The organism is Streptomyces sp. NPDC002851 (assembly GCF_053591935.1).
The window spans coordinates 1-26,472 of sequence record NZ_JBSFUT010000034.1; the positions used below are offsets into that span (position 1 = coordinate 1).

Here is a 26,472-nt window from a genome sequence, read left to right on the forward strand (position 1 = left end):
GGCTCGCCCCTCGCGGATCACCGTGTTCCCGGCGCTGCGCAGGAAAACGGCCAGGGCCAGCGCGCAGAGCAGCACCCCGGCCCCCGGTAACGCCCTTTAACTCCCTTACGCGGCCTTGGCCTTCGTGGCGTACATGTCCACGTACTCCTGACCGGAAAGGGCCATGACCTCGGCCATCACCGAGTCCGTCACCGCGCGGAGCACATAGCGGTCGCGCCCCATCCCCTCGTACCGGGAGAACTCCATCGGCTCGCCGAAGCGGATCGTCACCCGGCCCGGCCGCGGCATCCCCGCCCCGCCCGGCTGAAGCTTGTCCGTGCCGATCATGGCGAACGGCACCACCGGCGCCCCGGTCATCAGGGTCAGCCGGGCGATCCCGGTGCGGCCGCGGTACAGGCGGCCGTCGGGGGAGCGGGTGCCCTCCGGGTAGATCCCGAAGATCTTGCCCTCCTCCAGGACCCGGCGGCCGGTCATCAGCGCGGCCACGCCACCGTTGGCCCCGTCCCGGTCCACCGGGATCATGCCGACGCCGGTGAAGAACCAGGCCATCAGGCGGCCCTTGAGGCCCTTGCCCGTGACGTACTCGTCCTTGCCGATGAAGCACACCTGCCGATTGCAGGCCAGCGGCAGCACGACCGAGTCGATGAAGGTGAGGTGGTTGCCCGCAAGGATCACGGGTCCGCTGCCCGGAATGTTCTCCGCGCCCTCGACACGCGTACGGAACATCAGGCGCATGGTCGGTCCGAGCACTGCCTTGATGAACGCGAAGCGGGACAACTCGTCCTCCGGAGTTCGGGGGTGACTGTGCAGTCTCTGCAATCTGTGCAGGTGAGGACGATACTCGCGGATCCGTGTCGCTCGCACATCGGGGTTCATCGACCGGATACACAGAGTTGACCTTCGTTTACTGCGCATTGGCCCGGCCTTCTCGTCAAGGGGTCGATCTGGTCACGTAGCGCCCCCTAGCATCGGGCAGTCGCGCGGCAGTTGACGCGCCGACGGACGTAGCGAACAACGAACGTGGAGGACTCCTCGATGACAGAGCGGCCGCAGGGCAGAACGACGGAACAGCAGCCGGGCAAGGGAGCGGGCCCGGGGCGGCGGGCCCTCTTCGGCGCCGCGGTCCTCGGCGCCGGAGGTGCGGCGCTCGGCCTGTCCGGGACGGCCCGGGCCGCGACCGGCACGGCCACGGCCGCGGCCGCGGGGAAGCACGACGGCTCCCTGCCGGTGCCCACCGTCATCGCCCACCGCGGCGCCAGCGGCTACCGGCCCGAGCACACCTTCGGCTCGTACCAGCTCGCCCTCGACATGGGCGCGCACGTCATCGAGCAGGACCTGGTGCCCACCAAGGACGGCCATCTCGTATGCCGTCACGAGAACGACATCACCGCGACCACGGACGTCGCCGACCACCCGGAGTTCGCCGACCGCAAGACCACGAAGACCGTGGACGGCGAGGAGCTGACCGGCTGGTTCACCGAGGACTTCACGCTCGCCGAGCTCAAGACGCTGCGCGCCAAGGAGCGCATCCCGGGCACCCGGCAGCGCAACACCCTCTACGACGGCCGCTGGGAGGTGCCCACCTTCGAGGAGGTCCTGCACTGGGCCCACGAGGAGGGTAAGAAGCGCGGCCACCCGATCTGGCTGTACATCGAGACCAAGCACCCCACCTACTTCCGCAAGCTCGGCCTCGGCCTGGAGGAGCCGCTGGCGAAGCTCCTGCGCAAGTACGGCCGTCACCGCGCGGACTCCCCGAACTTCCTCCAGTCCTTCGAGCCGAGCAGCATGGAGCGGATGGCGCGGCTCGTCGAGGCGCCGCGCGTGGTACTCCTGTGGACCGCCGACTCGCAGCCCTGGGACTTCGTCGAGTCCGGCGATCCGCGCACCGTCGCCGACCTGATCACGCCCGAGGGCCTGAAGTGGATCGCCTCGTACGCGCAGGGCATCGGCCCGCTGCTCGACCTCGTCATCCCGAAGAACGAGGACGGCTCCCTGGGCACCCCGACCACCCTGGTCCGGGACGCGCACGCCGAGAACCTGGTCCTGCACCCGTACACGATGCGCAACGAGAACACCTTCCTGCCGAAGAACTTCCAGCGCGGCACCGACCCGAACGCGTGCGGCGACGCTTTCGGCGCGTTCAAGACGTACTTCGAAACGGGCATCGACGGGATCTTCTCCGACAACCCGGACACGGCGCTCCTTGCGGCGCAGGACTTCCGTCAGGCGTAACCGTGCCGTCGGCTCGGTGACCGCACCTGGGGGCTCTGCCCCCAGACCCCCGATCGGCCTGAACGGCCTCGTCCTCAAACGCCGGACGGGCTGATTTTGTCAACTGCTCACCGCATGGGCCCCCTTGAGAGTGGGCCCCGGCCGCCCCGGCAACTCCCGCCGGGGCGGCCGCGTCTCGTCCGGCATGATCCGTCAGACCGCCGACCTGGTCGGCACCCTGCGCCCGCTGCTCAGCGCCGAGGCCGCCGCGGAGGCCACGGGCTCCGGGGTCGACTCCGGGGACCTGGAGCAGACGGTGTGGCTGCGGCTGCTCGAGCGGCTCGACCGTGGCCGACCCCCGTCCGATCCGGTGCGCTGGCTGGGCCGGGCCGTGCGCGCCGAGGCCCATCGCGCCCGGCGCGCGGTATGCCACGAACGGCCCTACGCCGAAGAGGCCACCGCCGGGCCCGCCGTCGGCACGGAGCCCGTCGGCCCGGAGCCCGCGCCGGAACGGCTCGCGCTACGGGCGGAGCGGCGGCGCGTGCTGCGGGACGCCGTGGGGCGGCTTCCCGGGCGCTGCCCCCGCCTCGTGGCCGCAATGATGGCTCCTCAGGACCTCACATACCGTGAGATCGCAGGGCAGTTGGGTATCTCACAGGGGAGTTTGGGGCCTGAGCGTTCCCGTTGCCTGGGATGTCTGCGCAGAATCCTCACGGCGGAGGTTGCGGCACCCGGTCCCCTGGGGAATGGTGCGGAATAGCAACCGGCGGACAGGTGAGCGGGAGGCGTGCGCATATGGGCATGAGCGTGACCATCTCTGCGGCGAGTGAGCAGGACGCCGAGCAGATCCTCAAACTGCAGTACCTCTGTTATCAGAGCGAGGCCCAGCTGTACGGCGACTGGTCCATCGAGCCGCTCACCCAGACCCTGGACTCCCTGCGGGCCGAAATGGCCGACGGTTGCGTCCTGGTGGCCCGGCTCGGCGACGAGGTGGTGGCGTCCGTGCGCGGCTCCGTCGACACCGAGGGCACCGCACTGATCGGCAAGCTCATCGTGCACCCCCGGATGCAGCGCCATGGCCTCGGCGGGCGGCTGCTCGTCGCCATCGAGGCGCGGCTCGGCGCGGCGGCGGGCGTGCGGCACTTCCAGCTGTTCAGCGGCCACCGCAGCGAGAACAACCTCCAGCTCTACCGCAAGCACGGGTACGTCCCCGTGGCCACCGAGCAGGTCTCGCCCGCCCTCACCGTGATCACGCTCGCCAAGGAGGCCGCGGTCCCGGCGGCGTACACGACGAGCGCCTGACGTTCCCCGGGCCCGGTGACCCGACCGGGCCCGGGCCCGCGTTACGCCGCGGCCGCCCGCTCGCGCGCCGCGCGCAGCCAGTACATCGCCGTCACCGGCAACAGCACCGGGATGAACAGATAGCCCAGGCCGAACTTCGACCACACGGTGGCGTCCGGGAACGCGGACGGCTCCACCAGCGTCCAGGCGCCCACCACGAGGACCCCGGCGAGCTCGGCGGCGCAGCACGCGAAGGCCGCGCGGCGGGCCGTCTCACCGCCGCGGACCAGGGTGTACGTGATGAACGCGTAGACCAGCGCGGCGAGCAGCGACAGCGAGTAGGCGAGCGGCGCCCGGTCGAACTCGGTGGCGATCTGGTAGACGGAGCGCGACAGGGCACCGACCACCATCACGCCGTACAACCAGACGAGCAGCAGCCCGGGCCCCTTGATCAGCCGCGACCGCTCGCGCGCCGCCCCGGCCTTCTCCATGGGTGCAGCCACCTCAGCCTCCCCAGATGTCATAGAGCCGCACTTGCAGGACGGCGAGCACCACCGCGCCCGCCGAGACCGTCACCGAACCCCACCGGGTGCGCTCGGCGAGCGACATGAAACCGGCCGCCGGGATGCAGCAGGCCGCGCCGATCAGATACGCGACAAAGAGCGTCGTGCCCTTATCCGGCTGCTCGCCGCGCACCAACTGCACGATGCCGACGACCAGTTGGACGACGGCGAACAGGGAGACGACGGCCATGCCGATGAAGTGCCAGTCCTTGGTCGGCTGGTCACGGTAGGCGGCGAAGCCGCACCACGCGGCGAGCGCGAGCGCGGCCACGGCGGTCGCGATCGTCAGGGCAGCAAGCATGCGGAGACCCTAATACGGGACGAAAGTACCGATGCGCGCGGGCCCCGGCGGCCCGTACGCTCTCCGGCATGAAGATCCACGCTGAGGCCCTGCTTTTCGACAACGACGGCACCCTGATCTCCTCCGTGGAGTCGGTGTTCCGCTGCTGGCGCCGCTGGGCCGAGGAGTACGGGGTCGCCGCCGAGGACTTCGCCCGGGTCGAGCTGCACGGTCGCCCCGCCGTCGAGATCATCGCCGAACTACTGCCCGCGGAGCGGGTGCCCGAGGCCCTGGCCCGGATAGAGCGGCTCGAGGTGGAGGACGTGGCAGGCGGCGTCGTGCTGCTTCCCGGCACCAAGGAGCTGCTCTCCGCGCTGCCCGCGGACCGCTGGGCCGTCGTCACCTCCGCGACCCGGCCGCTCGCCGAGGCCCGGCTCCACGAGGTCGGCATCGACTTCCCGCTGGTGATCGCCGCCGACGACATCACGCGCGGCAAGCCCGACCCGGAACCGTTCCTGCTCGCCGCCGAGAAGCTGGGCGTCGACCCGGCCCGCTGCGTCGTCTTCGAGGACGCACCGGCGGGCCTGCGGGCCGGGCGCGCGGCCGGGATGACGACCGTGGCCTTGACCACAACCCACGACGCCGCCGAGCTGTCCGCCGATGTCGTCGTGACCGACCTGTCGCAGGTGTCCGCGCAGGTCATCGACGGTGGCATGGAGATCACCGCACAGCCCTGAGCGCCCTCGCGGCGTCCGTATACCGAGTCATAGACGTCCGCTATACGGACATCCGTACGTGGCCCGTACACCCTTCTGCTTTACTTGAGCCCATGACCACGACGAGCAACCGCACCCCTGCGACCGAGGCGAACCTGACGCCCGGTGCTCGTTGTATGTGTCGAATGTGCGCCTGCTGAGGGCCCCCGCACCACCGACTCGCGCCCCGAAGCGAGCCCGCTGAGCCCTGTCCGGAGCCGTCTGCTCCCGGATCCGGCCTGCCCCCCCCGCGCACGCCTCCCGGTTCCCCCGTATCCGTACGAGAACCGTGCCCGGCCTTCCCAGATGAATGCCCCGTGCCCGGCGGCCACCATGCCGCCGCGCACTCGACAGTGATGGAATCCCAGTGATCACCACTTCCGGCCTGACCAAGGTCTACCGCTCACGCGGTCGCGCTGTGTCTGCCCGGGGGACAACCCCCGGACCCCCGGCCGTAAGAGCCCTCGACGGAGTCGATCTCCATGTACGCGAGGGCGAGGTGTACGGCGTCATCGGCCAGTCCGGCGCCGGTAAATCCTCGCTCATACGCTGCGTCAACCTCCTGGAGCGCCCCACCTCCGGCACCGTGACGGTCGACGGCGTCGACCTCACCGCGCTCGCCGGACGCGGCACCCGCGCCGGGAAGGAGCTCCGCGAGGCCCGCAGCCGGATCGGCATGGTCTTCCAGCACTTCAACCTGCTCTCCACGCGGACCGTCCAGGACAACGTGGAGCTGCCCCTGGAGATCCTCGGCGTCTCCGGTCGCGAGCGCTCCCGCAAGGCGCTCGAACTCCTCGACCTGGTCGGCCTCGCCGACAAGGCGAAGAGCTACCCGGGCCAGCTCTCCGGCGGCCAGAAGCAGCGCGTCGGCATCGCCCGCGCCCTGGCCGGCGACCCGAAGGTGCTGCTCTCCGACGAGGCCACCAGCGCCCTCGACCCGGAGACCACCCGCTCCATCCTCGAACTGCTCCGCGACCTCAACCGGCAACTCGGCCTGACCGTCCTGCTCATCACGCACGAGATGGACGTCGTCAAGCAGATCTGCGACTCGGCCGCCCTCATGGAGAAGGGCCGCATCGTCGAGTCCGGCACCGTCGGCGAACTGCTCGCCACCCCCGGCTCCGAGATGGCCGAGGCCCTCTTCCCGGTCAGCGGTGAGGCCTCCGCCGAGGACCGTACGGTCGTCGACCTCACGTTCCACGGCGACTCCGCGACCCAGCCGGTGATCTCCACGCTCTCGCGCACCTACAACGTCGACGTGTCGATCCTCGGCGCCGCCATGGACACCGTCGGCGGCAAGCAGGTCGGCCGGATGCGGATCGAACTGCCCGGACGCTTCGACGACAACGTCGTGCCGATCGGCTACCTGCGCGAGCAGGGCCTGCAGGTGGACGTGGCGGGCCGCGATGCCGACGCCGACTCGCAGCTCATCAAGGATGGTGCCAAGTGACCTGGTCGCAGATGCAGCCCCTGCTGGTCCAGGGCTTCTGGGACACCCTGTACATGGTCGGCCTTTCGACCGTGATCGCCGTCGTCGGCGGTCTGCCGCTCGGCCTGCTCCTGGTCCTCACCGACCGCGGCGGGCTGCTCCAGAACACCGCTCTGAACAAGGTCATCGGCCAGCTCGTGAACATCACGCGCTCGATGCCCTTCATCATCCTCATGGTCGCCCTCATGGGCTTCACGCGCTGGCTCACCGGCTCCACCATCGGCCGTGAGGCCGCGATCGTGCCGCTCGCCATCGGCGCCATCCCGTTCTTCGCCCGGCTCGTCGAGACCGCCGTGCGCGAGGTCGACCACGGGCTCGTCGAGGCCGTCCAGGCCATGGGCGGCAACACCTGGACCGTCGTCCGCAAGGTGCTCGTACCGGAATCCCTGCCGTCGCTGATCTCCAGCGCCACCACCACCGTCGTCGCGCTCATCGGCTACACGGCGATGGCCGGTGTGGTCGGCGCGGGTGGGCTCGGCGACCTCGCGTACCGCTATGGCTACCAGCGCTTCGAGTCCGGCCTGATGTGGGTCACCGTCGGGATCCTCGCGGTGATCATCACGGCCATCCAGTTCTTCGGTGACTACGCCGCCAAGTCCCTGGCCCGCCGCGGCGGCCGGGGCGCGACCGGGCGGACGCCGGGCTTCCTGCGCAAGCCGCTGGTCGCGAAGTTCGGGGCGGCCGCGCTCGGCGTGGTCGTCGTCGCCGGGGGCGTCGCCGCCTTCGCCGGGAAGTCCGACGACAAGCCGCTCGTGGTGGCCGCGAGCCCGACCCCGCACGCCAAGATCCTCAACTACGTCCGCGACCATCTGGCGCCGAAGGCCGGACTCGAGCTGGAGGTCAAGGAGTTCAGCGACTTCGTGACGCCGAACCAGGCCGTGTCCGACGGCTCCGTGGACGCCAACTTCTTCCAGCACCAGCCGTACCTCGACGACTACAACAAGAAGAACGGCACCGACATCGTGCCGGTCACCGAGGTCCACCTGGAGCCGCTCGGCCTCTACTCGAAGAAGCTGAAGAACCTCGACGAGCTCGGCAAGGGCGCCACCGTGGCCCTGCCCAACGACACCACCAACGAGGCGCGCGCCCTCAAGCTCCTCGACGCGGGCGGCGTCATCGAGCTCAAGGACGGCGCGGGCAACGAGGCCACCCCCAAGGACATCGCCGAGAACCCCAAGAACATCAAGTTCGAGGAGTTGGAGGCGGCCATGGTGCCGCGCTCCCTCGGTGACGTCGACGCCGCGGTGATCAACGGCAACTACGCGGTCGAGGCCGACCTCAGCCCCGCCAAGGACGCCCTCCTCCAGGAGAAGCCGAAGGGCAATCCGTACAACAACTTCCTGGCCGTCAAGAAGGGCAACGAGAAAGACCCGCGGGTCCAGAAGCTCGCCGAGCTCCTCCGGTCGACCGAGGTGAAGAAGTACATCGAGGACGAATTCGACGGCGCCGTGCTTCCCGCCGCGGACTCGGCCGCGAAGAGCGGCGGCCCGCTCGTCGTCGGCGCCACCGCCGTCCCGGCCGGTGAGGTCCTCGACCACGTCGAGAAGAACCTGGCCCAGAAGGCCGGACTCGACCTCCAGGTCAAGGATTTCACGGACTACGTCCTGCCGAACACCGCGCTCCAGGAGGGCGAGCTGGACGCCAACCTGTACCAGCACAAGCCGTTCCTGGACGACTTCAACGCCTCCAAGCAGGCCGACCTCGTCCCGGTCACCGGCGTGTAATTGACGCCCATGGGCGTCCACTCGGACCGGGCGACACCGTCGACGACCTGAAGGACGGCGCCACCGTGGCGGTGTCCAACGACACCACCAACGAGGGCCGCGCACTGCAACTCCTCGTGTCCAAGGGCGTCATCGAGCTGAAGAAGGACACCGGACCCAAGGCGTCGTACTGCTGAAATCGACTCAACTAGGAGTTGAAGCAGAAAGGCCGACCCGCGAGGGAAGGGCTTGTTCCGGCCCCGGGACAAGTGGAGGTCAACGAGGACAAGTACCAGGTTCTGCCAACGGCCGCTACGGTCACCCGAATCGGTACCGCGCCTCGCGGCTTATCACGGGGCCCGCACCACACAAGGTGCGGGCCCCGTGGTGCAGTTATCCGGCTGCATGCTGCATGCTGGGCACTTCAGCAGCCAGTAGTGACGGAGCGGCGATGACGACGGCCCACCTGATGTTCCCGGACATCTCCATCAGCACGGAGCGCCTTGTGCTGCGCCCGTTCGAGGAGGCGGACATCCCGGCGTACGTCGACATGATGAACGACGAGCAGGTCGCCGCCTGGACCGAGACCCCGCACCCCTACACCGAGGCCGACGCCCGCCCCTGGCTCCTTACCGACGCGCCCGCCGAACGCACCCGGGGCCGCGGCACGCTCTTCGCCGTCACCGAGTTCCTCACCCAGCGCCTGGTGGGCGCGGTGCGGCTGCGGAACACCGACTGGCGGGTGCGCTCCGCCGAGCTCGCCTTCGCCGTCGCGCCCTGGGCCAGAGGCGAGGGGTACGCATCGGAGGCCTCGCTCGCCGTCGCGCAGTGGCTCTTCCGGGACCAGAAGTTCGAGCGCCTGGAGCTGCGGATCGCGGCGGACAACACCGCGGCCCAGCAGGTCGCGCAGAAGATCGGCTGCATCAGCGAGGGCGTCCTGCGCGGCGCCTGGATAGCGCGCGCCCAGGGCGACGACGGCGCCTGGCTGGACGTCCGCACCGACCTCCTCGTGTGGAGCCTGCTCCCGGAGGACCTGGAGGGCGTCACCGACCAGCTGGCCGAGACCTCCGGCTACCCGGCGTTCCCCGAGTGGAACTGACCGGAGCGTAAGCGTCCGCCCACCCCCGCCCTCCGGGCCCCGCTCAGTCCCACCAGGTACGCTCACGATGCCCGTCGGCCCTAGGCCCTGGCCACCGGCGGCATACCCCTGACGACCTGCGCGAACCACCAGGAGACTGACGACGATGGCCGACCGGGTCACGGTGATCGGCTGGGACGGCTCCCCGCTGACCGAGGCGGCACGCTCCGCGCTCGGCGCCGCCACCCTCGTGGCCGGCGCGGCCCACCACCTCGACCTGCCCGAGGTACCCGCCGCCGCCGAGCGCATCCGGCTCGGCAGTCTCTCCCTCGCCGCCCGGCGCATCGCCGCACACCGGGGCACCGCGGTCGTCCTCGCGGACGGCGACCCCGGTTTCTTCGGCGTCGTACGCACCCTCCGCGCCCCCGAACACGGCCTCGAGGTCGAGGTGGTCCCCGCCGTCTCCTCCGTCGCCCAGGCCTTCGCGCGCGCCGGGATGCCCTGGGACGACGCACAGATCGTGGTCGCCCACCGCCGCACCCTGCGCCGCGCGGTCAACGTCTGCCGCGCCCACACCAAGGTCGCCGTGCTCACCTCGCCCGGCGCCGGCCCCGCCGAACTCGCCCTGCTGCTCCAGGACGTCCACCGCACCTTCGTGATCTGCGAGGAACTCGGCACCGAGAACGAGCGCGTCACCGTCCTCACCTCCGACAAGGCCGCCGACCACACCTGGCGGAACCCCAACGTCGTCATCGTCATCGGCGGCCCCGTCACACAGGACACCGGCTGGATCGCGGGCCGCGACCCGGGCACCCCGCCGCGCGGCTGGGGCCTGCCCGCGGCGGCGTACACCGTCGCGGAGAACGGCGGCGGCTTGGGGCCCACCCCCGGCAGCGGCCTCGGCAGCGGCCTCGGAGAAGGCGAGAACGAACGGCTCCGCGCCGCCCAACTCGCCCGCCTTGGCCCGCGCGTGGGCGACCTCGTCTGGGACATCGGCTGCGGCAGCGGCGCGCTCGCCGTGGAGGCCGCCCGCTTCGGTGCCGCCGTCATCGCCGTCGACCGGGATCCGCGCGCCTGTGCCCGCACCGCCGACGCCGCCCGCCGCTTCGGCGTCGCACTCCAGGTCCTTCACGGCACCGCCCCGCACCTCCTCGAGGACCTGCCGGAACCCGATGTCGTACGCGTCGGGGGCGGGGGAGCCGCGGTGGTCTCCGCCGTCGCCGACCGCAGGCCCGAGCGGATCGTCACGCACGCCGCCACCCGCGACGAGGCCGAGCTGATCGGCCGTGACCTCAGCGAGCACGGATACGCCGTCGAGTGCGCCCTGCTGCAGAGCGTGGAACTCGACACCCGCGCCTGGACGGAGCGCGAACGCGCCGTCGTTTTTCTGCTCTCTGGGGAACTTCTGGATCGCAACCCGTGACCGTGTGACCCCTCGGAGCGAGGTAGGCTGACCGATCGTTGTACTGCGGCCGGGCGTTCACTGATTCATACGTCAATGTCCGGAAAACGCGCCCGGTTTGAGGCGTGTGTGGTACGGCGGGGATCGGAGGACGCGCGACGTGGCGCAGTCCACAGCGGGCTGTGGCGGATCATCTGTCACAACAGCGGCCCGGCCGTCACAATGCCTTTGGCGACATGTCGCCTTGGGGTAGGGCCGTTCCGTGCCGCGCGGCGCGCACGCTCGTTCTTGTCCATGGGTGGTTGACGCACCGCCCCTGGCGAGCCGGCCGAAGGAGAGCACGACCGATGGGCGAGGGGTACGCATGACGGACACCGGCCAGGTCCCGGGTGAGGGACTGCCGGAGAGCGCAGGCACGGTGGAGCAGCCGGGCGCCCACGCGCCGGGTGCCTACACCTACCTCGACCCTTCCGGCACCCCGGCAGACGACGACGATCTCCTCCTGATGCCCGGCGCGCAGGGCGCCTGGACCGAGGGCCAGCCCGGCGCCGCACAGCCGGTTGCCCCGCAGCCGGTCGCCGCGCCCGCGCAGGAACCGGCCGCGCCCGCCCCGCAGTACGCCGGGCACGCGGCGCCCGCCGGACCCGAACAGGCCGCGCCCGTCGCGGAGTCGGCGGCCGCGGCGCACGACCCGCGGCAGGCCGCCCCGGCCGCGCCCGCTCCCGCGCCCGTGGCCGCTGCGGCCCAGGCCGCGCACCAGCCGGGCGCCCACGAGGCGTCGGGCCGTGACAGTGGCTCCATCGACCTGGGCGCCGCCGGTGCCCTCGGCGGCCGTGGCCCCGCGCCGCACACCGGCCCGGCGCCGCAGCACGCGACGCCCGGCCCGCAGCAGGCGGCCCCGAGCCGCCGTCCGCTGCACCTCGGCCCGCCCACGCCCGCCGCGAGCGCCGGCACCCCGGTGCGCTCACTCGCCGACCGCGGCCCGGCGGGCACCCCGCAGCCCCACCGGCAGGGCCCGCCGACCGTCGGCCCCGAGTACCTCGACGTGCCACGGGAGGACGAGAGCGCGGGGCCCGCCGGGCCCCAACGCGGCGAACTGCCGCCGCAGAATGCGATGCCGTGGCCGGAGCCGCAGGCTCAGCCGCAGCCTGAGGCGCAGGGGGCTGCTGGGAACGCTGCAGAAACGGTCGTCCCAGAGGTCACTCAGGACCCGCAGGCCGCGCAGGCCCCTCAGTCCTCGGAAGTCCCGCACGTCACACCGCAGGCCGTGCCTGTTCCGGAGGCTTCGGCTTCCCGGCCCGCGCAGCCCGAACAGCCCGAGCAGCAGCCGGAGTCCGCGGCTGGGCCCGCCCCGGATGCGGAGGCCCCGGCACCGCAGATGGCCGAAACGCCCGCCGGAGGCGTGCCGCAGCCGCAGCCCGTCGAACTGTCCGAAGCCTCCGCGTCGGCCGATGGGGCCACTCCGGTGGGCGGGACGCCGATGCCGGAACCGGTCGGCCAGTTCGTACCGGTCGAGGGCTCGATCCCATCGACCCCGCACCTCGCCCCTACGCCCCCGCATGCGCTGCACCTCCCGCAGGCGGCACAGCCGGAGGCCGCACAGGAGCCCGAGGCGGACGCGCCTGACGGTTCCGCTACGGCGGAACAGCCCACCGACGCCGACGCCGACGCCGACGCCGACGACGTGACGCCGACGGCGCCCGCTGCCCCCGAGCCGCCGTCCGAGGAGGGTGCCCTACTCGTGGCGGCACCCGCGCAGGAGCCCGTGGCGACCGTTCCCGCACCCCGCGACGGCGACGCCCCGGTACCGGCCCCCGAGGCGACCGGCACGCCGGACTCCCCGAACTCCCCGGAGACCCCCGCGAGTTCCGTACCAACTGCACCAGCACAAACTGCACCACCCGCGACCCCGGCGACCCCGGAGAACGGCGAGAACAACATCGTGGATACGGCCCCGACGGCCGAACCGGCCCCAACGCCCGACGCCCCCGCGACGGAGCCCGGGCCCGCCCCCACCCCGGAGTCCCCGGACACCTCGGCGACCCCCGAGGGCCCGGAGTTCCTCGAGCCCGCGGAGCCGGAGGCGGTGGAGGCCCCCGCGCAGCCCGCGGCCCCCGTACAACCGGCCAATTCGGAGCAATCGGACCAGCCGGAGCAGACGGAACAGGCGGGCGGGACCGAACAGCCGGTCCAGGTGGACCAGTCGGACGAGCCGGACCAGCAGGGCCAGCCGCAGCAGCCGGAAGGCTCCGGGCAGCCTGCCCCCGCCGAAACCGCGGACGCCCCGGTCGGTCCTGAGGCCACCGAGGTCACCCCGGCGACCCCCGAGAACACGGAGGCTCCCGAAGCCGTCGAGGCTGCGGAGACCCTGGAGACCGTCGCGGCCGCCGAAAACCCCACGGCCACCGAAGCCCCGGAGGCTCCCGCAAATGTCGGGACTTCCGAGGTCCTGGAGACGTCCGAAGCCCCGGAAACTCCCGCCAGCCCCGCGACCGCTGAGGCCCCCGGGACCGCCGAGGCCCCCGAGGCCAACGAGCCCTCCGAAGCCCCGGAAACCCCCGAAGCTCTGGAGGCCCCCGAAGCCCCCGAGAGCGCAGAGACCTCCACAGCCTCCGAAACCCCCGAAGCCACCGAGGCCATCAACTCCACCGAAGCCACCCACTCGACCGAAGCCACCGAGCCCCCACACCCCCCCAGCACCCCCGCCCCCGGCTACGACGAGGCCGAACGCGAGGCCGTGCTCCGGGTGATGCGGGAGCGTCGCGACATCCGTAACGGCTTCCGTAGCGACCCCATCCCGCACGAGGTGCTGCTCCGCGTGCTCGAGGCCGCCCACACGGCGCCGTCCGTGGGGCACTCGCAACCCTGGGACTTCGTGGTCATCCGCTCCGCCGAGACCCGGCAGAAGATGCACGAACTGGCCATGCGGCAGCGCGAGGCGTACGCCAAGTCGCTGCCCAAGGGCCGGGCCAAGCAGTTCAAGGAACTGAAGATCGAGGCCATCCTCGACACCCCGGTGAACATCGTCGTCACCGCCGACCCCACCCGCGGCGGCCGCCACACCCTCGGTCGGCACACCCAGCCGCAGATGGCCCCGTATTCCTCCGCGCTCGCCGTCGAGAACCTCTGGCTCGCCGCCCGCGCCGAGGGCCTCGGCGTCGGCTGGGTCAGCTTCTTCGACGAGCGCGAGATGGTGCGCTCCCTCGACCTGCCGGAGCACCTGGAGGTCGTGGCGTACCTCTGTGTCGGATACGTCGACGAGTTCCCGGACGAGCCCGAGCTGATGCAGGCGGGCTGGTCCAAGCGCCGCCCGCTCTCCTGGGTCGTGCACGAGGAGACGTACGGCCGCCGCGCCCTGCCCGGTGAGGACCCGCACGACCTGCTCGCCGAGACCGTCGCGGGCATCCGCCCGCTCGACGCCAAGGCGCTCGGCGAGGCCTGGGAGCGGCAGAAGCGCATGACGAAGCCTGCGGGCGCGCTCGGCATGCTGGAGATCATCTCCGCGCAGCTGTCCGGACTTTCACGGATGTGCCCGCCGCCCGTCCCGGAGCCCGCGGCGGTCGCGATCTTCGCGGGCGACCACGGGGTGCACGCCCAGGGCGTCACGCCGTGGCCGCAGGAGGTCACCGGCCAGATGGTCGCCAACTTCCTCGGCGGCGGCGCCGTCTGCAACGCCTTCGCCAACCAGGTCGGCGCCGAGGTCTGCGTGATCGACGTGGGCGTGGCCTCCGACCTGCCCGCCACCCCCGGCCTGCTGCCCCGCAAGGTGCGCGCGGGCACGGCCGACATGACGACCGGTCCCGCCCTCTCCCGCGAGGAGGTCAAGGAGGCCATCGAGGTCGGCATCGACACCGCGCGCGACCTGGTGGCGGCCGGTAACAAGGCGCTGCTCACCGGCGAGATGGGCATCGCCAACACCACCGCGTCCGCCGCCCTGATCTCGGTGTACACCGGCGCGGACCCGACCGAGGTGACCGGCCGCGGCACCGGCGTCAACGACGAGACACTGGCCCGCAAGACCGATGTCGTACGCCGTGCCCTGGAGCTGCACCAGCCCGACCCGGCCGACCCGATCGGAGTCCTCGCGGCGATCGGCGGGCTCGAACACGCGGCGATGGTCGGCCTGTTGCTGGGCGGCGCCTCGCTGCGCACCCCGGTGATCCTCGACGGCGTCAGCGCCGGTGCCGCCGCCCTGGTGGCCCGCGCGATCGCCCCCGAGGTCCTCGCGGCCTGCATCGCGGGCCACCGCAGCGCGGAGCCGGGCCACGTAGCGGCCCTCAAGAAGCTGGGCCTGCGCCCGCTGGTCGAACTGGACCTGCGCCTGGGCGAGGGCACGGGCGCACTCCTGGCCCTGCCGGTGGTGCAGAGCGCGGCGCGCGCGATGCACGAGGTGGCGACGTTCGACTCGGCGGGCGTCACGGAGAAGTGATCATTTAAGCCCCTCCGGCGATTGAGGAGCGGGAGTCTGGGGGCGCTGCATCCATGAGCGGCTTCGCCGCGGGCCCCAGTTTCGGGAAGGGGCGGGACTGGGGAAAATCTCCCGCCCACCCGAGCCGTACCCTGGACCCGCACCACATCCCCGCATGTCACACCCACAGTGCCGCTCCACCGCCGCAGCGGCGCACGCCCTCCCGCTCGAGGAGCCGTACAAGTCATGGCACAGCAGGCCGAACACCCCGCCTACCCCGTAGGACTCCGCCTCACGGGCCGCCGCGTCGTCGTACTCGGCGGCGGCCAGGTCGCCCAGCGCCGCCTCCCGGCGCTGATCGCGGCGGGCGCGGACATCCATCTGATCTCCCCGTCCGCGACGCCTTCGGTCGAGGCGATGGCGGACGCGGGCGAGATCACCTGGCACCAGCGGTCGTACGCCGAGGGGGACCTGGCCGACGCCTGGTACGCCCTCATCGCCACCAGCGACCACGCGGCCAACGAGGCGGCGTCCACGGAGGCCGAGGCCCAGCGTGTGTGGTGCGTGCGCTCCGACGACGCCACCGCCGCCACCGCCTGGACCCCGGCGACCGGCCACTCCGAGGGCGTCACGGTCGCGATCCTGGGCGCCGCCCCGGACCCACGGCGTACCGCAGCCATCCGGGACGCCGTCGTGGAGGGCCTGCGCGACGGCACCCTGGTCGCCCCGCACCAGCGCACCCGTACGCCGGGCGTCGCGCTGGTCGGCGGCGGCCCTGGCGACCCCGACCTGATCACGGTGCGCGGCCGCCGCCTCCTCGCCGAGGCCGACGTCGTCATCGCGGACCGGCTCGGCCCGCGCGACCTGCTCGCCGAACTGCCGCCGCACGTCGAGGTGATCGACGCCGCGAAGATCCCGTACGGCCGCTACATGGCCCAGGAGGCCATCAACAACGCCCTGATCGAGCACGCCAAGCAGGGCAAGTCGGTGGTACGTCTCAAGGGCGGCGACCCCTTCGTCTTCGGGCGCGGCATGGAGGAGGCCCAGGCCCTCGCGGAGGCGGGCATCCCGTGCACGGTGGTCCCGGGCATCTCGAGCTCGATCAGCGTTCCGGGCGCCGTGGGCATCCCGGTCACCCACCGCGGCGTGGCGCACGAGTTCACGGTGGTCAGCGGCCATGTCGCCCCCGACGACGAGCGTTCCCTGGTCGACTGGCCGTCGCTCGCGAAGCTGACCGGCACGCTCGTCGTCCTCATGGGCGTCGACAAGATCGGCAGGATCGCCGAGACCCTGGTCGCCCACGGCAAGCCCGCGGACACCCCGGTGGCCCTGGTCCAGGAGGGCACGACGGCCGCCCAGCGCCGTGTCGACGCCACCCTGGCCACGGTCGCGGAGACGGTGACCGCCCAGGACGTCCGCCCTCCGGCCGTCATCGTGATCGGCGAGGTGGTCACGGTGGGACCCGCGCCCGCCACCCACCAGTAACCACCGGTAACTCAATCTCGTACGAGACATTGGCACCACCCCCCGGACAAGGCACCATCACCCTGTGGCTGAACTCATCACTGTCGACGACCCCGACGACCCGCGCCTGAGCGACTACACCGGCCTGACCGACGTCGAGCTGCGACGCAGGCGCGAGCCCGCCGAGGGCCTGTTCATCGCCGAGGGCGAGAAGGTGATCCGCCGGGCCAAGCACGCGGGCTACGAGATGCGCTCGATGCTGCTCTCGGCGAAGTGGGTCGACGTGATGCGCGATGTCATCGACGAGGTCCCGGCCCCGGTGTACGCGGTGAGCCCGGACCTCGCCGAGCAGGTCACCGGCTACCACGTGCACCGCGGCGCCCTCGCCTCCATGCAGCGCAAGCCGCTGCCCGCCCCCGAGGAGCTCCTGACCACGGCCCGCCGGATCGTGGTCATGGAGGCGGTCAACGACCACACCAACATCGGCGCGATCTTCCGCAGCGCGGCCGCCCTCGGCATCGACGCGGTCCTGCTCTCGCCGGACTCCGCCGACCCGCTCTACCGCCGCTCGGTCAAGGTCTCGATGGGCGCGGTCTTCTCGGTCCCGTACGCCCGTCTCGAGTCCTGGCCCAAGAGCCTGGAGACGGTACGCGAGGCGGGCTTCAACCTCCTCGCCCTCACCCCCGACGAGAAGGCCGCCACCCTCGACGAAATGGCCCCGCACCGCATGGACCGGGTCGCCCTGCTGCTCGGCGCGGAAGGCGAGGGCCTGTCCACCCAGGCCCTGAGGGCCGCCGACGAATGGGTCCGCATCCCGATGGCCCACGGCGTGGACTCCCTCAACGTGGGCGCGGCAGCGGCGGTGGCGTTCTACGCGGTCACTTCGGGGCGGCCACATTGAGCCCGTCCGGCACCCCACCCAGCCCCTCCGGCGTTTGAGGAGCGGGGGTCCAGGGGGCAGCGCCCCCTGGTTACGGGAAGGGGCGGGACTGGGGAAGAACCCCCGGGGGGCCCGGAGGCGAGGCCCCCGCTTCCGGCAGCGGAGCCGACAGCACCGAGACATGCCGGGCAAGCCCCTTCGCAGGCCCCTGGCACCCCTGCGCCGCCGCGATCCCCAACGCGACAAGCAACGTCACGACCACGAACACGATCAACCGCTGCCGCAGCAGCCGCGGATTGGCCGGTCCACGGCGCCCGGTCCCGGTGGTACGTGGCGCAGGCCGCCCCTTCCCGCTACGCGACGTGGGTCGACCACCCGAACGCGCCGTGTTCCGGGGAGCCGTCGCCCGCTGAGCGGGCCGCCGGGCGGCGGTGCCGCCGGTCCGGGACGAAGGCGGGGGAGTACCGGCGGCACGCCCCTTGGGCCGCTGCGAGGCGGGACCCTCGGGACGAGACGTCCCGTCGGGCCGATCGGCCGCCCGCTCCACACGACCCTCGGCCGCCCGCTCCACACGGCCCTCGACTGTCCGCTCCACACGCCCCGAAGGGGTCCGCTCGGGCCCTCGGCTCGCGGCCGCGGGCCGACTGTCGTCCAGACCGAGGCTCTGCGCCTCGCGAGCCGCGATCTCCTTGAACCGCAGCGAGAGTTGCAGGGTGCTCGGCCGTTCCTCCGGGTCCTTCGCCAGGCAGGCCCGCACCAGCGGCGCAAGCGCGTCCGGCACACCGTGCAGCTGCGCCTCCTCGTGCACCACGCGGTACAGCATCACCTCGGAACTCCCGTGCCCGAAGGGCGAGTCACCCATCGCGGCGTACGCGAGCGTGGCGCCCAGCGAGAACACGTCCGTCGCCGGTGTGACCGCCGCCCCGCGCACCTGCTCGGGCGCGAGAAAACCGGGCGAGCCGACCGCCGTACCGACATGCGTCAGGGTGGAAGCCCCGGTCGCCCAGGCGATCCCGAAGTCGATGATCCGTGGCCCCTTCGGGGAGAGCAGGATGTTCGACGGTTTGAGGTCCCGGTGCACCACACCGGCCTCGTGCACCGCGACGAGCCCCTCGGAGAGGGCGGACCCCACCGCGGCGACCTCGGCAGCGGTCAACGGCCCTTCCTCGGCGACCTTGTCGTGCAGCGAGGGCCCGGGAACGTACTGTGTGGCGAACCACGGCCGCTCCGCCTCCAGGTCCGCGGCGACGAGCCGAGCGGTGCACCCGCCCCGGATCCTGCGGGCGGCGGACACCTCACGGGCGAAACGCGAGCGGAACTCCTGATCCTCCGCGAGATCCGGCCGGATCACCTTGAGCGCGACCCGCTGCCCACGCCGGTCGGACCCCAGATAGACGACGCCCATCCCGCCGGCGCCGAGCCGCCGGTGCAGCCTGAACGAGCCGACGACACGCGGGTCCTCGCGCCGGAGCCGCATCATCGCCATCCTGATCCCTGTCGCCTCGTCACCCTGCTGCCCTGACCGATTGACGAGCCACAGCTTACGTATCCGCGCCCGCGTGCGCTCATAGGCCGCGCCTTCACGGCCGGACCGATTGTCAGTTCCGGGTGGGAGACTTGAAGCGTGGTCAGGGTCCGCGGCAGCCAGTCACGTTGACGGGGCAGCTTGGCTGCCGGGGCCCAACGGTCCGTCGCGTAAGGGGGATTGGCATCATGAAGGGTGACCGAGTCGAGAGAGTGGTCGACGCCGGGGACACGACAAGAACACACGAAGTGGCCGCGGCCCGGGCAGGCCACCGGGTGGAGACCACGGTCCGCCGGGGCGTGGTCGAAGTGAGCGAAGTCACGCGCTGAGGTCCCCCACGCCGTTGAGGCAGTAGGGGAGGGGAAGTGAGGGGAAGGGAAGGACGTTGGGCGACGGCCGCTTCATGGCCAACCGCGTCCTCGCCCCTCGTAGAGCAGCCGGTGCCCCGCACCGACACCACGGAGGCCCCGGACCGGCGTCCCCTCCGGGAAGACCCCAAGTCCTAGGACCGCGTCTCCACCCTGGGGAGTACATCCGGGGGACCGGGGTCATCCTGCGGGAGGCCCGGGAATCGGTACGCGGGCATGACGATCCGCGCCACGGCCGCCCCTAGATTTGAGGGCAAGCGGCGGGTGCAGCACTCGTCCCCCGAGGTCAGACACCCGCCGCTGCCAAGACGACAGGAGAGGCACGATGGCGGACACGGCAACGCGGAGCGTTCTCCGCGCGCAGGGACGCAAGGCAACAGCCGCGTTCAGCGGCCGCCCGTCCGGTACGCGTCACCCGCTGGTGGCGACGGCCATGGTGCTTCCCCTGGCGGTCCTGCTCGTGGTCGCCTTCGGCGGCTGGGAAGCAGTGGTCGCACAAGCGTCGTCCGTGGGCGTGATGCTGGGGCGCTGAGCGGCGCCCCAGGCCCGGAAGAGCGGTCCGGGCGGGGACATCCGGCCTGAAAGAGCCCCGTGGGGACGGGGGTGCGGCGGACGGCACCAATGCCCGCGCAGCTGGGGAGCTGCGCGGGCATTGCGCTATCCACTCCCACCCGGCCCCGGCCCCGGCCCCGGCTCCGTACCACCCGCGTACGCTCCACCAACAGGCACACACACGTACCCGCCCACGCACACACGCGGACCCACGGCCCCCGAGGACCACCGGCGAGGACTCGCGGAGGGCCACGGAGCGCGGACTCGAAGGGGGCACCGAGACAGATGACCAGCTCCGGCCCTGGCCCCAGCTCCGGTCCCGATCCCGGCCCTGGTCCCGGTTCCGGCCTCGGTCCCGGTTCCGGCCCTGGCCCTGGCTCCGGTCCCGGTTCCGGCCCTGGCCCCGGTTCCGGCTCTGGTCCCGGTTCCGGCCTCGGTCCCGGTTCCGGCCCTGGCCCCGGTTCCGGCCAGGGCCCCGGTTCCGGCCTCGGTCCCGGTTCCGGCCCCGGTTCCGGCTCTGGTCCCGGTCCCGGCCCTGGCCCCGGCTCCGGTCCCGGTTCCGGCCCTGGCCCCGGTTCCGGCTCTGGTCCCGGTTCCGGCCTCGGTCCCGGTTCCGGCCCTGGCCCCGGTTCCGGCCAGGGCCCCGGTTCCGGCCTCGGTCCCGGTCCCGGCTCTGGCCCCGGCTCCGGTCCCGGTCCCGGCCCTGGCCCTGGCCCCGGTCCCGGCTCTGGCCCCGGCCCCAGTTCCGGTCCCGGTCCCGGCTCTGGACCTGGCCCCGGCTCCGTCACCGACGCCCTGGTGGCCACCACCTTCCGCCTCCTCCACCCCCGCAACCCCCACCCCACCTGCCCCTGCCCCGCGGCCGTCCGTACCGTCCTGGCCGACCGCGGCGACGGCACCGTGGTCCGCCACGGCGACACCGTCGCCAAGGCCCACGCCCCGGATACCGACCGCACCGCCCTTGCCCGCCGCATCGCCGTCGCCGCCCACCCCGCGCTGCACGGCGTCCTGTTGCCCCCGCTGGACCTGCCCCGCACCGAACTCGACGGCCGCCCCGTCACGTTCTGGCCGCACGGCACCCCCGTCGACCCGGAGCACCCCGAGGCGGCCCCATGGGAGGCAGCCGGCACCCTGCTCGCCCGCCTCCACGCCATCCCCGCGCACCAGCTCCCCGGCCCGCTCCCGCCGATGCGCGGCCCCGCGAAGGTCGCCCAGGCCATCACGCGCATGCGCCGAGCGGTACGCAACACCAAGCCCCGCACCGAACCAGCCACCAAACCCCGAACCACAGGCACCGCACTGCCCACCGAACTCCGGACCACAGGCACCGCACCGCCCACCGAACCCCAAACCTCCCGAACCGCCGCACGAGCAGCCACCCCCGCGCACCCCGAAGCCACCGCCGTAGAACGAGCCTGGGCCAACCTGCCGCCCTGGGCCCGGGCCGAGTCCCCCATGCCGCCCGCCCCGCGCGCCCTCTGCCACGGCGACCTGCACCTCGGCCAGCTCGTCCGCCACCCCGCCGCGCCCGTCGACGGCTGGCTCCTGATCGACGTCGACGATCTCGGTCTCGGCGTACCGTCCTGGGACCTCGCCCGCCCCGCCGCCTGGTACGCCACCGGTCTGCTGCCGCCCGAGGACTGGGCCCGATTCGTCGACGCCTACCGCGCGGCGCACGGCCCCGCGCTGCCCGCCACCGGTGACCCGTGGCCTGCCCTCGACGTCCCGGCCCGTGCCCTCACGGTCCAGACCGCCGCGCTCGCCATCGCCAAGGCGGCCGAGGCGGGCCGGGCCCTCGACGAGGTCGAGCAGGACCTGATCGCGGCCTGCGACCGAATGGCCGCGCTGGCGCCCGAGTTGGCGCCCGACCTGCCCAAGTAGGCTGCAACGTAGGAAAGCCGGGCACCCGTCCCGGTGAAGCCCTACGTACCGATGAGGAGTTGAGCCGACGATGCAGTGTCCCAAGTGCCGAGCGCCGATGCAGACGTACAACCGCAACGGCGTCCAGATCGAGCAGTGCAGCGGCTGCCGCGGGATATTCCTGGACTACGGCGAGCTGGAGGCGCTGACCCGTCTCGAGTCCCAGTGGGCGCAACAGGCGCCGCCGCCCGCCCCGCCCGCGGCCCCCGCGCCCGGCGGTTACGCGGCCCCGGCCCCCGCCCCGGCTCCGGCGGCCCCCGCCTGGGGCGCCCCGCAGCACGGCCACCCCGGCCATCACGGGCACCATGGCCACTACCGGCACAAGAGCTTCGGCCGGATGCTGTTCTCGTCCTGAGCACGCGTCCTGAGCACACGAAGAAGCCCCGGCCGCGAGGACCGGGGCTTCAAGCCGTGTGGACGATACTGGGATTGAACCAGTGACCTCTTCCGTGTCAGGGAAGCGCTCTCCCGCTGAGCTAATCGTCCTCGGGGTGACGGGACTTCGCCGAACTCGTCGCCGAGGACCGTGGATACTGCGTGCGCGATACTGGGATTGAACCAGTGACCTCTTCCGTGTCAGGGAAGCGCTCTCCCGCTGAGCTAATCGCGCGGGACCCGGAGAGAACCGGGCAGTGGACGATACTGGGATTGAACCAGTGACCTCTTCCGTGTCAGGGAAGCGCTCTCCCGCTGAGCTAATCGTCCTTGGAGGTGGAGACGGGATTTGAACCCGTGTAGACGGCTTTGCAGGCCGTTGCCTCGCCTCTCGGCCACTCCACCAGGAGCTGGGGGTTCGGGAAGATCCCCCACATCCGAGCGGACGACCAGGTTCGAACTGGCGACCTCAACCTTGGCAAGGTTGCGCTCTACCAACTGAGCTACGTCCGCTTGTTCCTCCGGGGCGCTTGGCGCGTCCCGGCGACGTGTTGAACTCTAGCGGATTCCGGGGCAAGCACAAAAACCGATTGCCGCTGCACGCTGCACCGACGGCCGCCCGGGGCAGGTCGACGACGCCCGCCATAGACTCACAGCCGTGCACAGCGCCCCTCCACAGTTCTCCCCGATGGCACGTTTCGGCAGTCTCGTCGCCACCGGACTGCGTGATGTCACCGGCGACCCCGCGGCGCTCGAATCCAGCGGGTTCTGGGCGGTGACCGCGGACTTCGAGGGCCGGGTCGTCTGCGCCCGCTTCGAGGACGTACGAGAAGAGCCGGTGCCCGCCCCCGAGCCCGGGCGCTGGCACGGCCCCGACCCGGATGACTGGTCGACATCGCTCGACCGCGCCGCGTACACGGCCGGAGTGCGCCGGATCAGGGAGCACATCGCGGCCGGTGAGGTCTACCAGGCGAACCTCTGCCGAATCCTTTCCGCGCCGCTGCCGCCCGAGGCCGACCTGGACGCCCTGACCGCTCTCCTGGCCCGCGGCAACCCCGCCCCGTACGCGGGCACGGTGCGGCTGCCCGCACACGGACTGGAGCTCGCCACCGCCTCGCCCGAGCTGTTTCTGCGCCGCGCCGGGCGGACCGTCGAGTCCGGCCCGATCAAGGGCACCGGCCGCACCGAGGCCGACCTGCTCGACAAGGACTACGCCGAGAACGTGATGATCGTGGACCTGGTCCGCAACGACCTCGGCCAGGTCTGCGCCACGGGCTCCGTGACCGTCCCCGACCTCTGCGTCGTCGAGAAGCACCCGGGCCTGGTGCACCTCGTGTCCACCGTGCGCGGCGAGCTCGCCGACGGCGCGGGCTGGCCCGAGCTGCTCGCCGCGACCTTCCCGCCGGGCTCCGTGACCGGAGCGCCCAAGTCCAGCGCCCTGCGCATCATCGGCGACCTGGAGACGGCGCCCCGTGGCCCGTACTGCGGCGGCATAGGCTGGGTCGACGCGGACCGCGGCACCGGCGAGCTGGCCGTAGGCATCCGCACCTTCTGGGCGGACCGCACGGCGGGCGTCCTGCGCTTCGGTACCGGGGCCGGGATCACCTGGGGATCCGACCCCGAGGGGGAGTGGCGCGAGACGGAGCTGAAGGCCGCGCGGCTGCTGGCGGTAACGTCGGGTACGTACGACGAAAGGTGAAACCCGGTGAAGATCTGGCTCAACGGCGGCCTTCAGGACCTCGACACCGCCCGTGTCTCCGTCCTCGACCACGGACTGACCGTGGGCGACGGCATCTTCGAGACCGTCAAGGCCGTACGGGGCCGTCCCTTCGCGCTCACCCGGCACTTGGAGCGCCTTGCCCGCTCGGCCCGTGGCCTGGGCCTGCCCGAGCCGGACGCGGACGAGGTGCGCCGGGCCTGCGCCGAGGTGCTCGACGCCAACCCGTTCGAGCTCGCCCGGCTGCGGATCACGTACACCGGGGGGCTCTCGCCGCTCGGCTCCGACCGGGGCGACCAGGGCCAGACGCTGGTCGTCGCTGTCGGCGAGGTGCGGCGCAGGGCGGACAGCACCACCGTGATCACGGTGCCGTGGACGCGGAACGAGCGCGGTGCCCTCGCGGGCCTGAAGACCACCTCGTACGCCGAGAACGTGGTCGCGCTGGCCCGTGCGCACGAGACCGGGGCCACCGAGGCGCTCTTCGCCAACACCGTCGGGCAGCTCTGCGAGGGCACGGGATCCAACGTCTTCGTCGTGCTTGACGGCGAGATCCACACCCCGCCGGTCGCCTCCGGCTGCCTCGCCGGGATCACGCGCGCGCTGGCCGTCGAGTGGACCGGCGCCCACGAGACCGACCTGCCGCTCGACGTCCTCGACCGCGCCGACGAGGTCTTCCTCACGTCGACCCTGCGCGACATCCAGGCCGTGCACCGGGTCGACGCGCGTGAGCTGCCGGGCGCCCCGGGCCCGGTGACCGCCAAGGCCATGCGCATCTTCGACGAGCGCGCCGCCGCGGACGAGGACCCGCCGACGGTGTAGCCCGCGGGGTGTGTGTCCCGGAAAGGGATGGCGCACGGGCCCGGCAGCGGGGTAGAAACCCGTGATGACCACCACCCTGCGGCCGACCGGGCCCATCCAGGAGGAGACCGGAGGCGTCCGCTCCCGGGCCTACGACGTGTGTGTGAACGGCCGCCCCGTGGGCCGTACGGAGCTCGCCACGCACCCCGTCTTCGGCCACGAGGTCGGCCTGATCCGGGCGCTGCGGATCGACGAGGCGGACCGGCGGCGCGGCCGCGGCACCGTCGCCGCGCTCGCCGCCGAGGAGGTGCTCCGCGGCTGGGGCTGCCGCCGCGTGGAGGCCGCGCTGCCCGCCGCAGCCCCGGAGGCCCTGCGCCTGGCCACCGCCCTCGGGTACGTCGAACGCAACCGCGCCATGTCCAAGCCGCTCACCGGCATGCCCCCGGACCTGCCCGCGGGCAGCGCCGCCCGGCCGCTGACGGAGCGGGAGTTCACTGACTGGCTCGCCGAGTCCAAGACCTCGTACGCGCGCAGCTGGATCGAGCGCGGCGTCCCCGAGGAGCAGGCGTACGCCAAGTCGGAGGCCGACCACACCGCCCTGCTGTCACAGGGCCTGGCCACCCCCGGCGTCCAGCTCAGCGTCCTCATGCACGACGACGTGCCGGTGGGCACGCTGTGGTTGGCCGAACGCGAGGGCCAGGCGTTCGTCTACAACGTCAAGGTGGCCGAGGAACACCGCCGCCACGGCCACGGCCGCACCCTGATGCTCGTAGCCGAACAGCAGGCGACGGCAGCCGGGTTCGGCTTCATCGGCCTGAACGTGTTCGCGGGCAATACTCCGGCTCTGCGCCTGTACGAGTCGCTGGGGTACGCGCCGGTGACGTACCACGTGTACAAGCCACTGTTGTGAGCGCACTGTCGCTGTGAATCAGCCCGTCCGGCGCTTGAGAACGAGCGAGCGCGTTCGGCGCGACAACAGCGGCGCGGGATGCAGCCCCGAACTCAGCCTTCCGCAAGCAGCCGGTCCGCGATCTCCTCGATCCGCTCGCGCAGCCCGTCCTGCGACTTGCCGCCGTCCAGACGCTCGCCGCCGATGACGTACGTGGGCGTGCCCGTGACCCCGATCGCCTTGCCCTCGGCCTGGTCGGCGTCGACGGTCAGAATGTGGCGGCCGTCGATCAGCGCGGTGTCGAACTCCTCGGCGTCCAGGCCGAGTTCGCCCGCCACCTCGACGAGCAGCGGCTCTCCCTTGCTGGCGAGCTCCTTGACCCGGCCGAGCACGGCCTCCACGTACGGCCAGGCCTGCCCCTGCGCGGCGGCTTCCTCGGCGGCCTGGGCGGCGGCGAAGGCGTGCTTGTGCTTCTCCAGCGGGAAGTGGCGAAGCCGCAGCTCGAGCCGGTCGCCGTAACGCTCGCGCAGGGCGCGGATGTCGTCCAGGGCGGTGCGGCAGTCCGGGCACTGCAGCTCGCACCAGATGTCGAGGACGGGGCGGTCGGCGGGGGTGACGGGGGAGGAGTCGCTCATGGCGGCAGTCTTACAGGCCCGCACCGCCGGACCCAACCCCGACCTGGGACGGAGCCCGGCCCTGGGCCCGGCAGGAGTCCGGCCCCGGACCTGGGAGACACCCGCCCCCTAGGACCGACCCTTGGTTCTCCCTGAGGTCGCCCCGGATCGTGGCCACCGCACACCGGGACGGTGCACGA

The 26,472-nt window shown here is 72.2% G+C and carries 24 protein-coding genes, 5 tRNA genes and 2 pseudogenes; 21 read left to right on the forward strand and 10 right to left on the reverse strand.

Annotated elements, in window-relative coordinates; all coding sequences use genetic code 11:
• Positions 1–105 precede the first annotated feature (105 nt).
• Positions 106–735 carry a lysophospholipid acyltransferase family protein gene (locus ACWD10_RS29040; RefSeq protein ID WP_451096346.1) on the reverse strand — a complete coding sequence of 210 codons (630 nt, stop codon included), beginning with the start codon at positions 733–735 and terminating at the stop codon, positions 106–108.
• A gap of 300 nt (positions 736–1,035) precedes the next feature.
• On the opposite strand from ACWD10_RS29040, the gene ACWD10_RS29045 reads away from it, so the two are divergent.
• The 3 genes from ACWD10_RS29045 to ACWD10_RS29055 all read left to right on the forward strand — a co-directional run bounded on the left by ACWD10_RS29045 (position 1,036) and on the right by ACWD10_RS29055 (position 3,513).
• Positions 1,036–2,232: a glycerophosphodiester phosphodiesterase gene (locus tag ACWD10_RS29045; protein ID WP_451096186.1), complete on the forward strand. Its 1,197-nt coding sequence runs from the start codon at positions 1,036–1,038 to the stop codon at positions 2,230–2,232.
• 184 nt (positions 2,233–2,416) lie between these two features.
• The gene (locus ACWD10_RS29050; protein WP_451096188.1) at positions 2,417–2,971 is read left to right on the forward strand and encodes an RNA polymerase sigma factor; all 555 of its coding nucleotides are present in this window, start codon (positions 2,417–2,419) and stop codon (positions 2,969–2,971) included.
• A gap of 35 nt (positions 2,972–3,006) precedes the next feature.
• Complete coding sequence (locus tag ACWD10_RS29055) at positions 3,007–3,513, forward strand: GNAT family N-acetyltransferase (protein WP_451096190.1); 507 nt, start codon at positions 3,007–3,009, stop codon at positions 3,511–3,513.
• Positions 3,514–3,554: 41 nt separating this feature from the next.
• On the opposite strand, the gene ACWD10_RS29060 is transcribed toward ACWD10_RS29055, so the two are convergent.
• Complete coding sequence (locus ACWD10_RS29060; protein WP_451096192.1) at positions 3,555–4,016, reverse strand: hypothetical protein; 462 nt, start codon at positions 4,014–4,016, stop codon at positions 3,555–3,557.
• Positions 3,997–4,356 carry a hypothetical protein gene (locus ACWD10_RS29065; RefSeq protein ID WP_451096194.1) on the reverse strand — a complete coding sequence of 120 codons (360 nt, stop codon included), beginning with the start codon at positions 4,354–4,356 and terminating at the stop codon, positions 3,997–3,999. The genes ACWD10_RS29060 and ACWD10_RS29065 overlap by 20 nt, the downstream gene beginning before the upstream one ends.
• A 68-nt stretch (positions 4,357–4,424) precedes the next feature.
• Here ACWD10_RS29065 and ACWD10_RS29070 point away from each other — a divergent pair, with 68 nt between their 5' ends.
• The 11 genes and pseudogenes from ACWD10_RS29070 (at position 4,425) to ACWD10_RS29120 (ending at position 17,535) form a co-directional block, all read left to right on the forward strand.
• Complete coding sequence (locus tag ACWD10_RS29070; RefSeq protein ID WP_451096196.1) at positions 4,425–5,072, forward strand: HAD family hydrolase; 648 nt, start codon at positions 4,425–4,427, stop codon at positions 5,070–5,072.
• A 385-nt stretch (positions 5,073–5,457) separates the two neighbouring features.
• On the forward strand, positions 5,458–6,540 hold the full coding sequence (locus ACWD10_RS29075; RefSeq protein WP_451096198.1) for a methionine ABC transporter ATP-binding protein: 1,083 nt from the start codon (positions 5,458–5,460) through the stop codon (positions 6,538–6,540).
• A pseudogene (locus tag ACWD10_RS29080) lies at positions 6,537–7,199 on the forward strand (methionine ABC transporter permease); the annotation flags it as partial. The gene ACWD10_RS29075 and the pseudogene ACWD10_RS29080, both read left to right, overlap by 4 nt.
• 72 nt (positions 7,200–7,271) lie before the next feature.
• Positions 7,272–8,039: pseudogene (locus ACWD10_RS29085) on the forward strand (MetQ/NlpA family ABC transporter substrate-binding protein); the annotation flags it as partial.
• The gene (locus tag ACWD10_RS29090; protein WP_451096348.1) at positions 8,028–8,303 is read left to right on the forward strand and encodes a MetQ/NlpA family ABC transporter substrate-binding protein; all 276 of its coding nucleotides are present in this window, start codon (positions 8,028–8,030) and stop codon (positions 8,301–8,303) included. The pseudogene ACWD10_RS29085 and the gene ACWD10_RS29090, both read left to right, overlap by 12 nt.
• A gap of 65 nt (positions 8,304–8,368) precedes the next feature.
• Positions 8,369–8,479 (forward strand): MetQ/NlpA family ABC transporter substrate-binding protein, encoded by a 111-nt coding sequence (locus ACWD10_RS29095; protein ID WP_451096200.1) that lies wholly within the window; start codon positions 8,369–8,371, stop codon positions 8,477–8,479.
• A gap of 215 nt (positions 8,480–8,694) precedes the next feature.
• Positions 8,695–9,381, forward strand: a complete 687-nt coding sequence (locus ACWD10_RS29100) for a GNAT family N-acetyltransferase (protein WP_451096202.1) — start codon at positions 8,695–8,697, stop codon at positions 9,379–9,381.
• A 145-nt stretch (positions 9,382–9,526) separates the two neighbouring features.
• Positions 9,527–10,783, forward strand: coding sequence for a precorrin-6y C5,15-methyltransferase (decarboxylating) subunit CbiE (cbiE, locus tag ACWD10_RS29105; RefSeq protein WP_451096204.1), 1,257 nt, complete (start codon positions 9,527–9,529; stop codon positions 10,781–10,783).
• Positions 10,784–11,126: 343 nt separating this feature from the next.
• Complete coding sequence (cobT, locus tag ACWD10_RS29110; RefSeq protein ID WP_451096206.1) at positions 11,127–15,191, forward strand: nicotinate-nucleotide--dimethylbenzimidazole phosphoribosyltransferase; 4,065 nt, start codon at positions 11,127–11,129, stop codon at positions 15,189–15,191.
• Between the two features lie 225 nt (positions 15,192–15,416).
• Positions 15,417–16,655, forward strand: coding sequence for a uroporphyrinogen-III C-methyltransferase (cobA, locus tag ACWD10_RS29115; RefSeq protein WP_451096208.1), 1,239 nt, complete (start codon positions 15,417–15,419; stop codon positions 16,653–16,655).
• 64 nt (positions 16,656–16,719) lie between these two features.
• The gene (locus tag ACWD10_RS29120) at positions 16,720–17,535 is read left to right on the forward strand and encodes a TrmH family RNA methyltransferase (protein WP_451096210.1); all 816 of its coding nucleotides are present in this window, start codon (positions 16,720–16,722) and stop codon (positions 17,533–17,535) included.
• Positions 17,536–17,605: 70 nt separating this feature from the next.
• Here ACWD10_RS29120 and ACWD10_RS29125 read toward each other — a convergent pair whose 3' ends face one another.
• Positions 17,606–19,006 (reverse strand): protein kinase domain-containing protein, encoded by a 1,401-nt coding sequence (locus tag ACWD10_RS29125; RefSeq protein ID WP_451096350.1) that lies wholly within the window; start codon positions 19,004–19,006, stop codon positions 17,606–17,608.
• Positions 19,007–19,227: 221 nt separating this feature from the next.
• Here ACWD10_RS29125 and ACWD10_RS29130 point away from each other — a divergent pair, with 221 nt between their 5' ends.
• The 4 genes from ACWD10_RS29130 (at position 19,228) to ACWD10_RS29145 (ending at position 22,234) form a co-directional block, all read left to right on the forward strand.
• Entirely contained in the window at positions 19,228–19,368 is a 141-nt protein-coding gene (locus ACWD10_RS29130; protein WP_451096356.1) for a hypothetical protein, read from the forward strand.
• Between the two features lie 364 nt (positions 19,369–19,732).
• Complete coding sequence (locus ACWD10_RS29135; RefSeq protein ID WP_451096212.1) at positions 19,733–19,939, forward strand: hypothetical protein; 207 nt, start codon at positions 19,733–19,735, stop codon at positions 19,937–19,939.
• Positions 19,940–20,757: 818 nt separating this feature from the next.
• On the forward strand, positions 20,758–21,840 hold the full coding sequence (locus tag ACWD10_RS29140; protein ID WP_451096214.1) for a phosphotransferase family protein: 1,083 nt from the start codon (positions 20,758–20,760) through the stop codon (positions 21,838–21,840).
• Between the two features lie 70 nt (positions 21,841–21,910).
• Entirely contained in the window at positions 21,911–22,234 is a 324-nt protein-coding gene (locus ACWD10_RS29145; protein WP_451096216.1) for a TFIIB-type zinc ribbon-containing protein, read from the forward strand.
• 59 nt (positions 22,235–22,293) lie between these two features.
• On the opposite strand, the gene ACWD10_RS29150 is transcribed toward ACWD10_RS29145, so the two are convergent.
• From ACWD10_RS29150 to ACWD10_RS29170, 5 genes are all read right to left on the reverse strand, one after another.
• Positions 22,294–22,365, reverse strand: a tRNA-Val gene (locus tag ACWD10_RS29150).
• Between the two features lie 52 nt (positions 22,366–22,417).
• Positions 22,418–22,489 (reverse strand) — tRNA-Val (locus ACWD10_RS29155).
• A gap of 23 nt (positions 22,490–22,512) precedes the next feature.
• Positions 22,513–22,584: transfer RNA gene (locus tag ACWD10_RS29160), tRNA-Val, on the reverse strand.
• Between the two features lies 1 nt (position 22,585).
• Positions 22,586–22,659: transfer RNA gene (locus tag ACWD10_RS29165), tRNA-Cys, on the reverse strand.
• 35 nt (positions 22,660–22,694) lie between these two features.
• A tRNA-Gly gene (locus ACWD10_RS29170) sits at positions 22,695–22,767 on the reverse strand.
• Positions 22,768–22,942: 175 nt separating this feature from the next.
• Here ACWD10_RS29170 and ACWD10_RS29175 point away from each other — a divergent pair.
• The 3 genes from ACWD10_RS29175 (at position 22,943) to ACWD10_RS29185 (ending at position 25,679) form a co-directional block, all read left to right on the forward strand.
• A complete protein-coding gene (locus ACWD10_RS29175) occupies positions 22,943–23,953 on the forward strand; it encodes a chorismate-binding protein (protein ID WP_451096218.1) in 1,011 nt (336 codons plus the stop codon).
• Between the two features lie 6 nt (positions 23,954–23,959).
• Positions 23,960–24,790, forward strand: a complete 831-nt coding sequence (locus ACWD10_RS29180; protein ID WP_451096220.1) for an aminotransferase class IV — start codon at positions 23,960–23,962, stop codon at positions 24,788–24,790.
• Between the two features lie 64 nt (positions 24,791–24,854).
• Positions 24,855–25,679 carry a GNAT family N-acetyltransferase gene (locus ACWD10_RS29185; protein WP_451096222.1) on the forward strand — a complete coding sequence of 275 codons (825 nt, stop codon included), beginning with the start codon at positions 24,855–24,857 and terminating at the stop codon, positions 25,677–25,679.
• 92 nt (positions 25,680–25,771) lie between these two features.
• Here ACWD10_RS29185 and ACWD10_RS29190 read toward each other — a convergent pair whose 3' ends face one another.
• Complete coding sequence (locus ACWD10_RS29190) at positions 25,772–26,293, reverse strand: DsbA family protein (protein ID WP_451096224.1); 522 nt, start codon at positions 26,291–26,293, stop codon at positions 25,772–25,774.
• Positions 26,294–26,472: the final 179 nt, after the last annotated feature.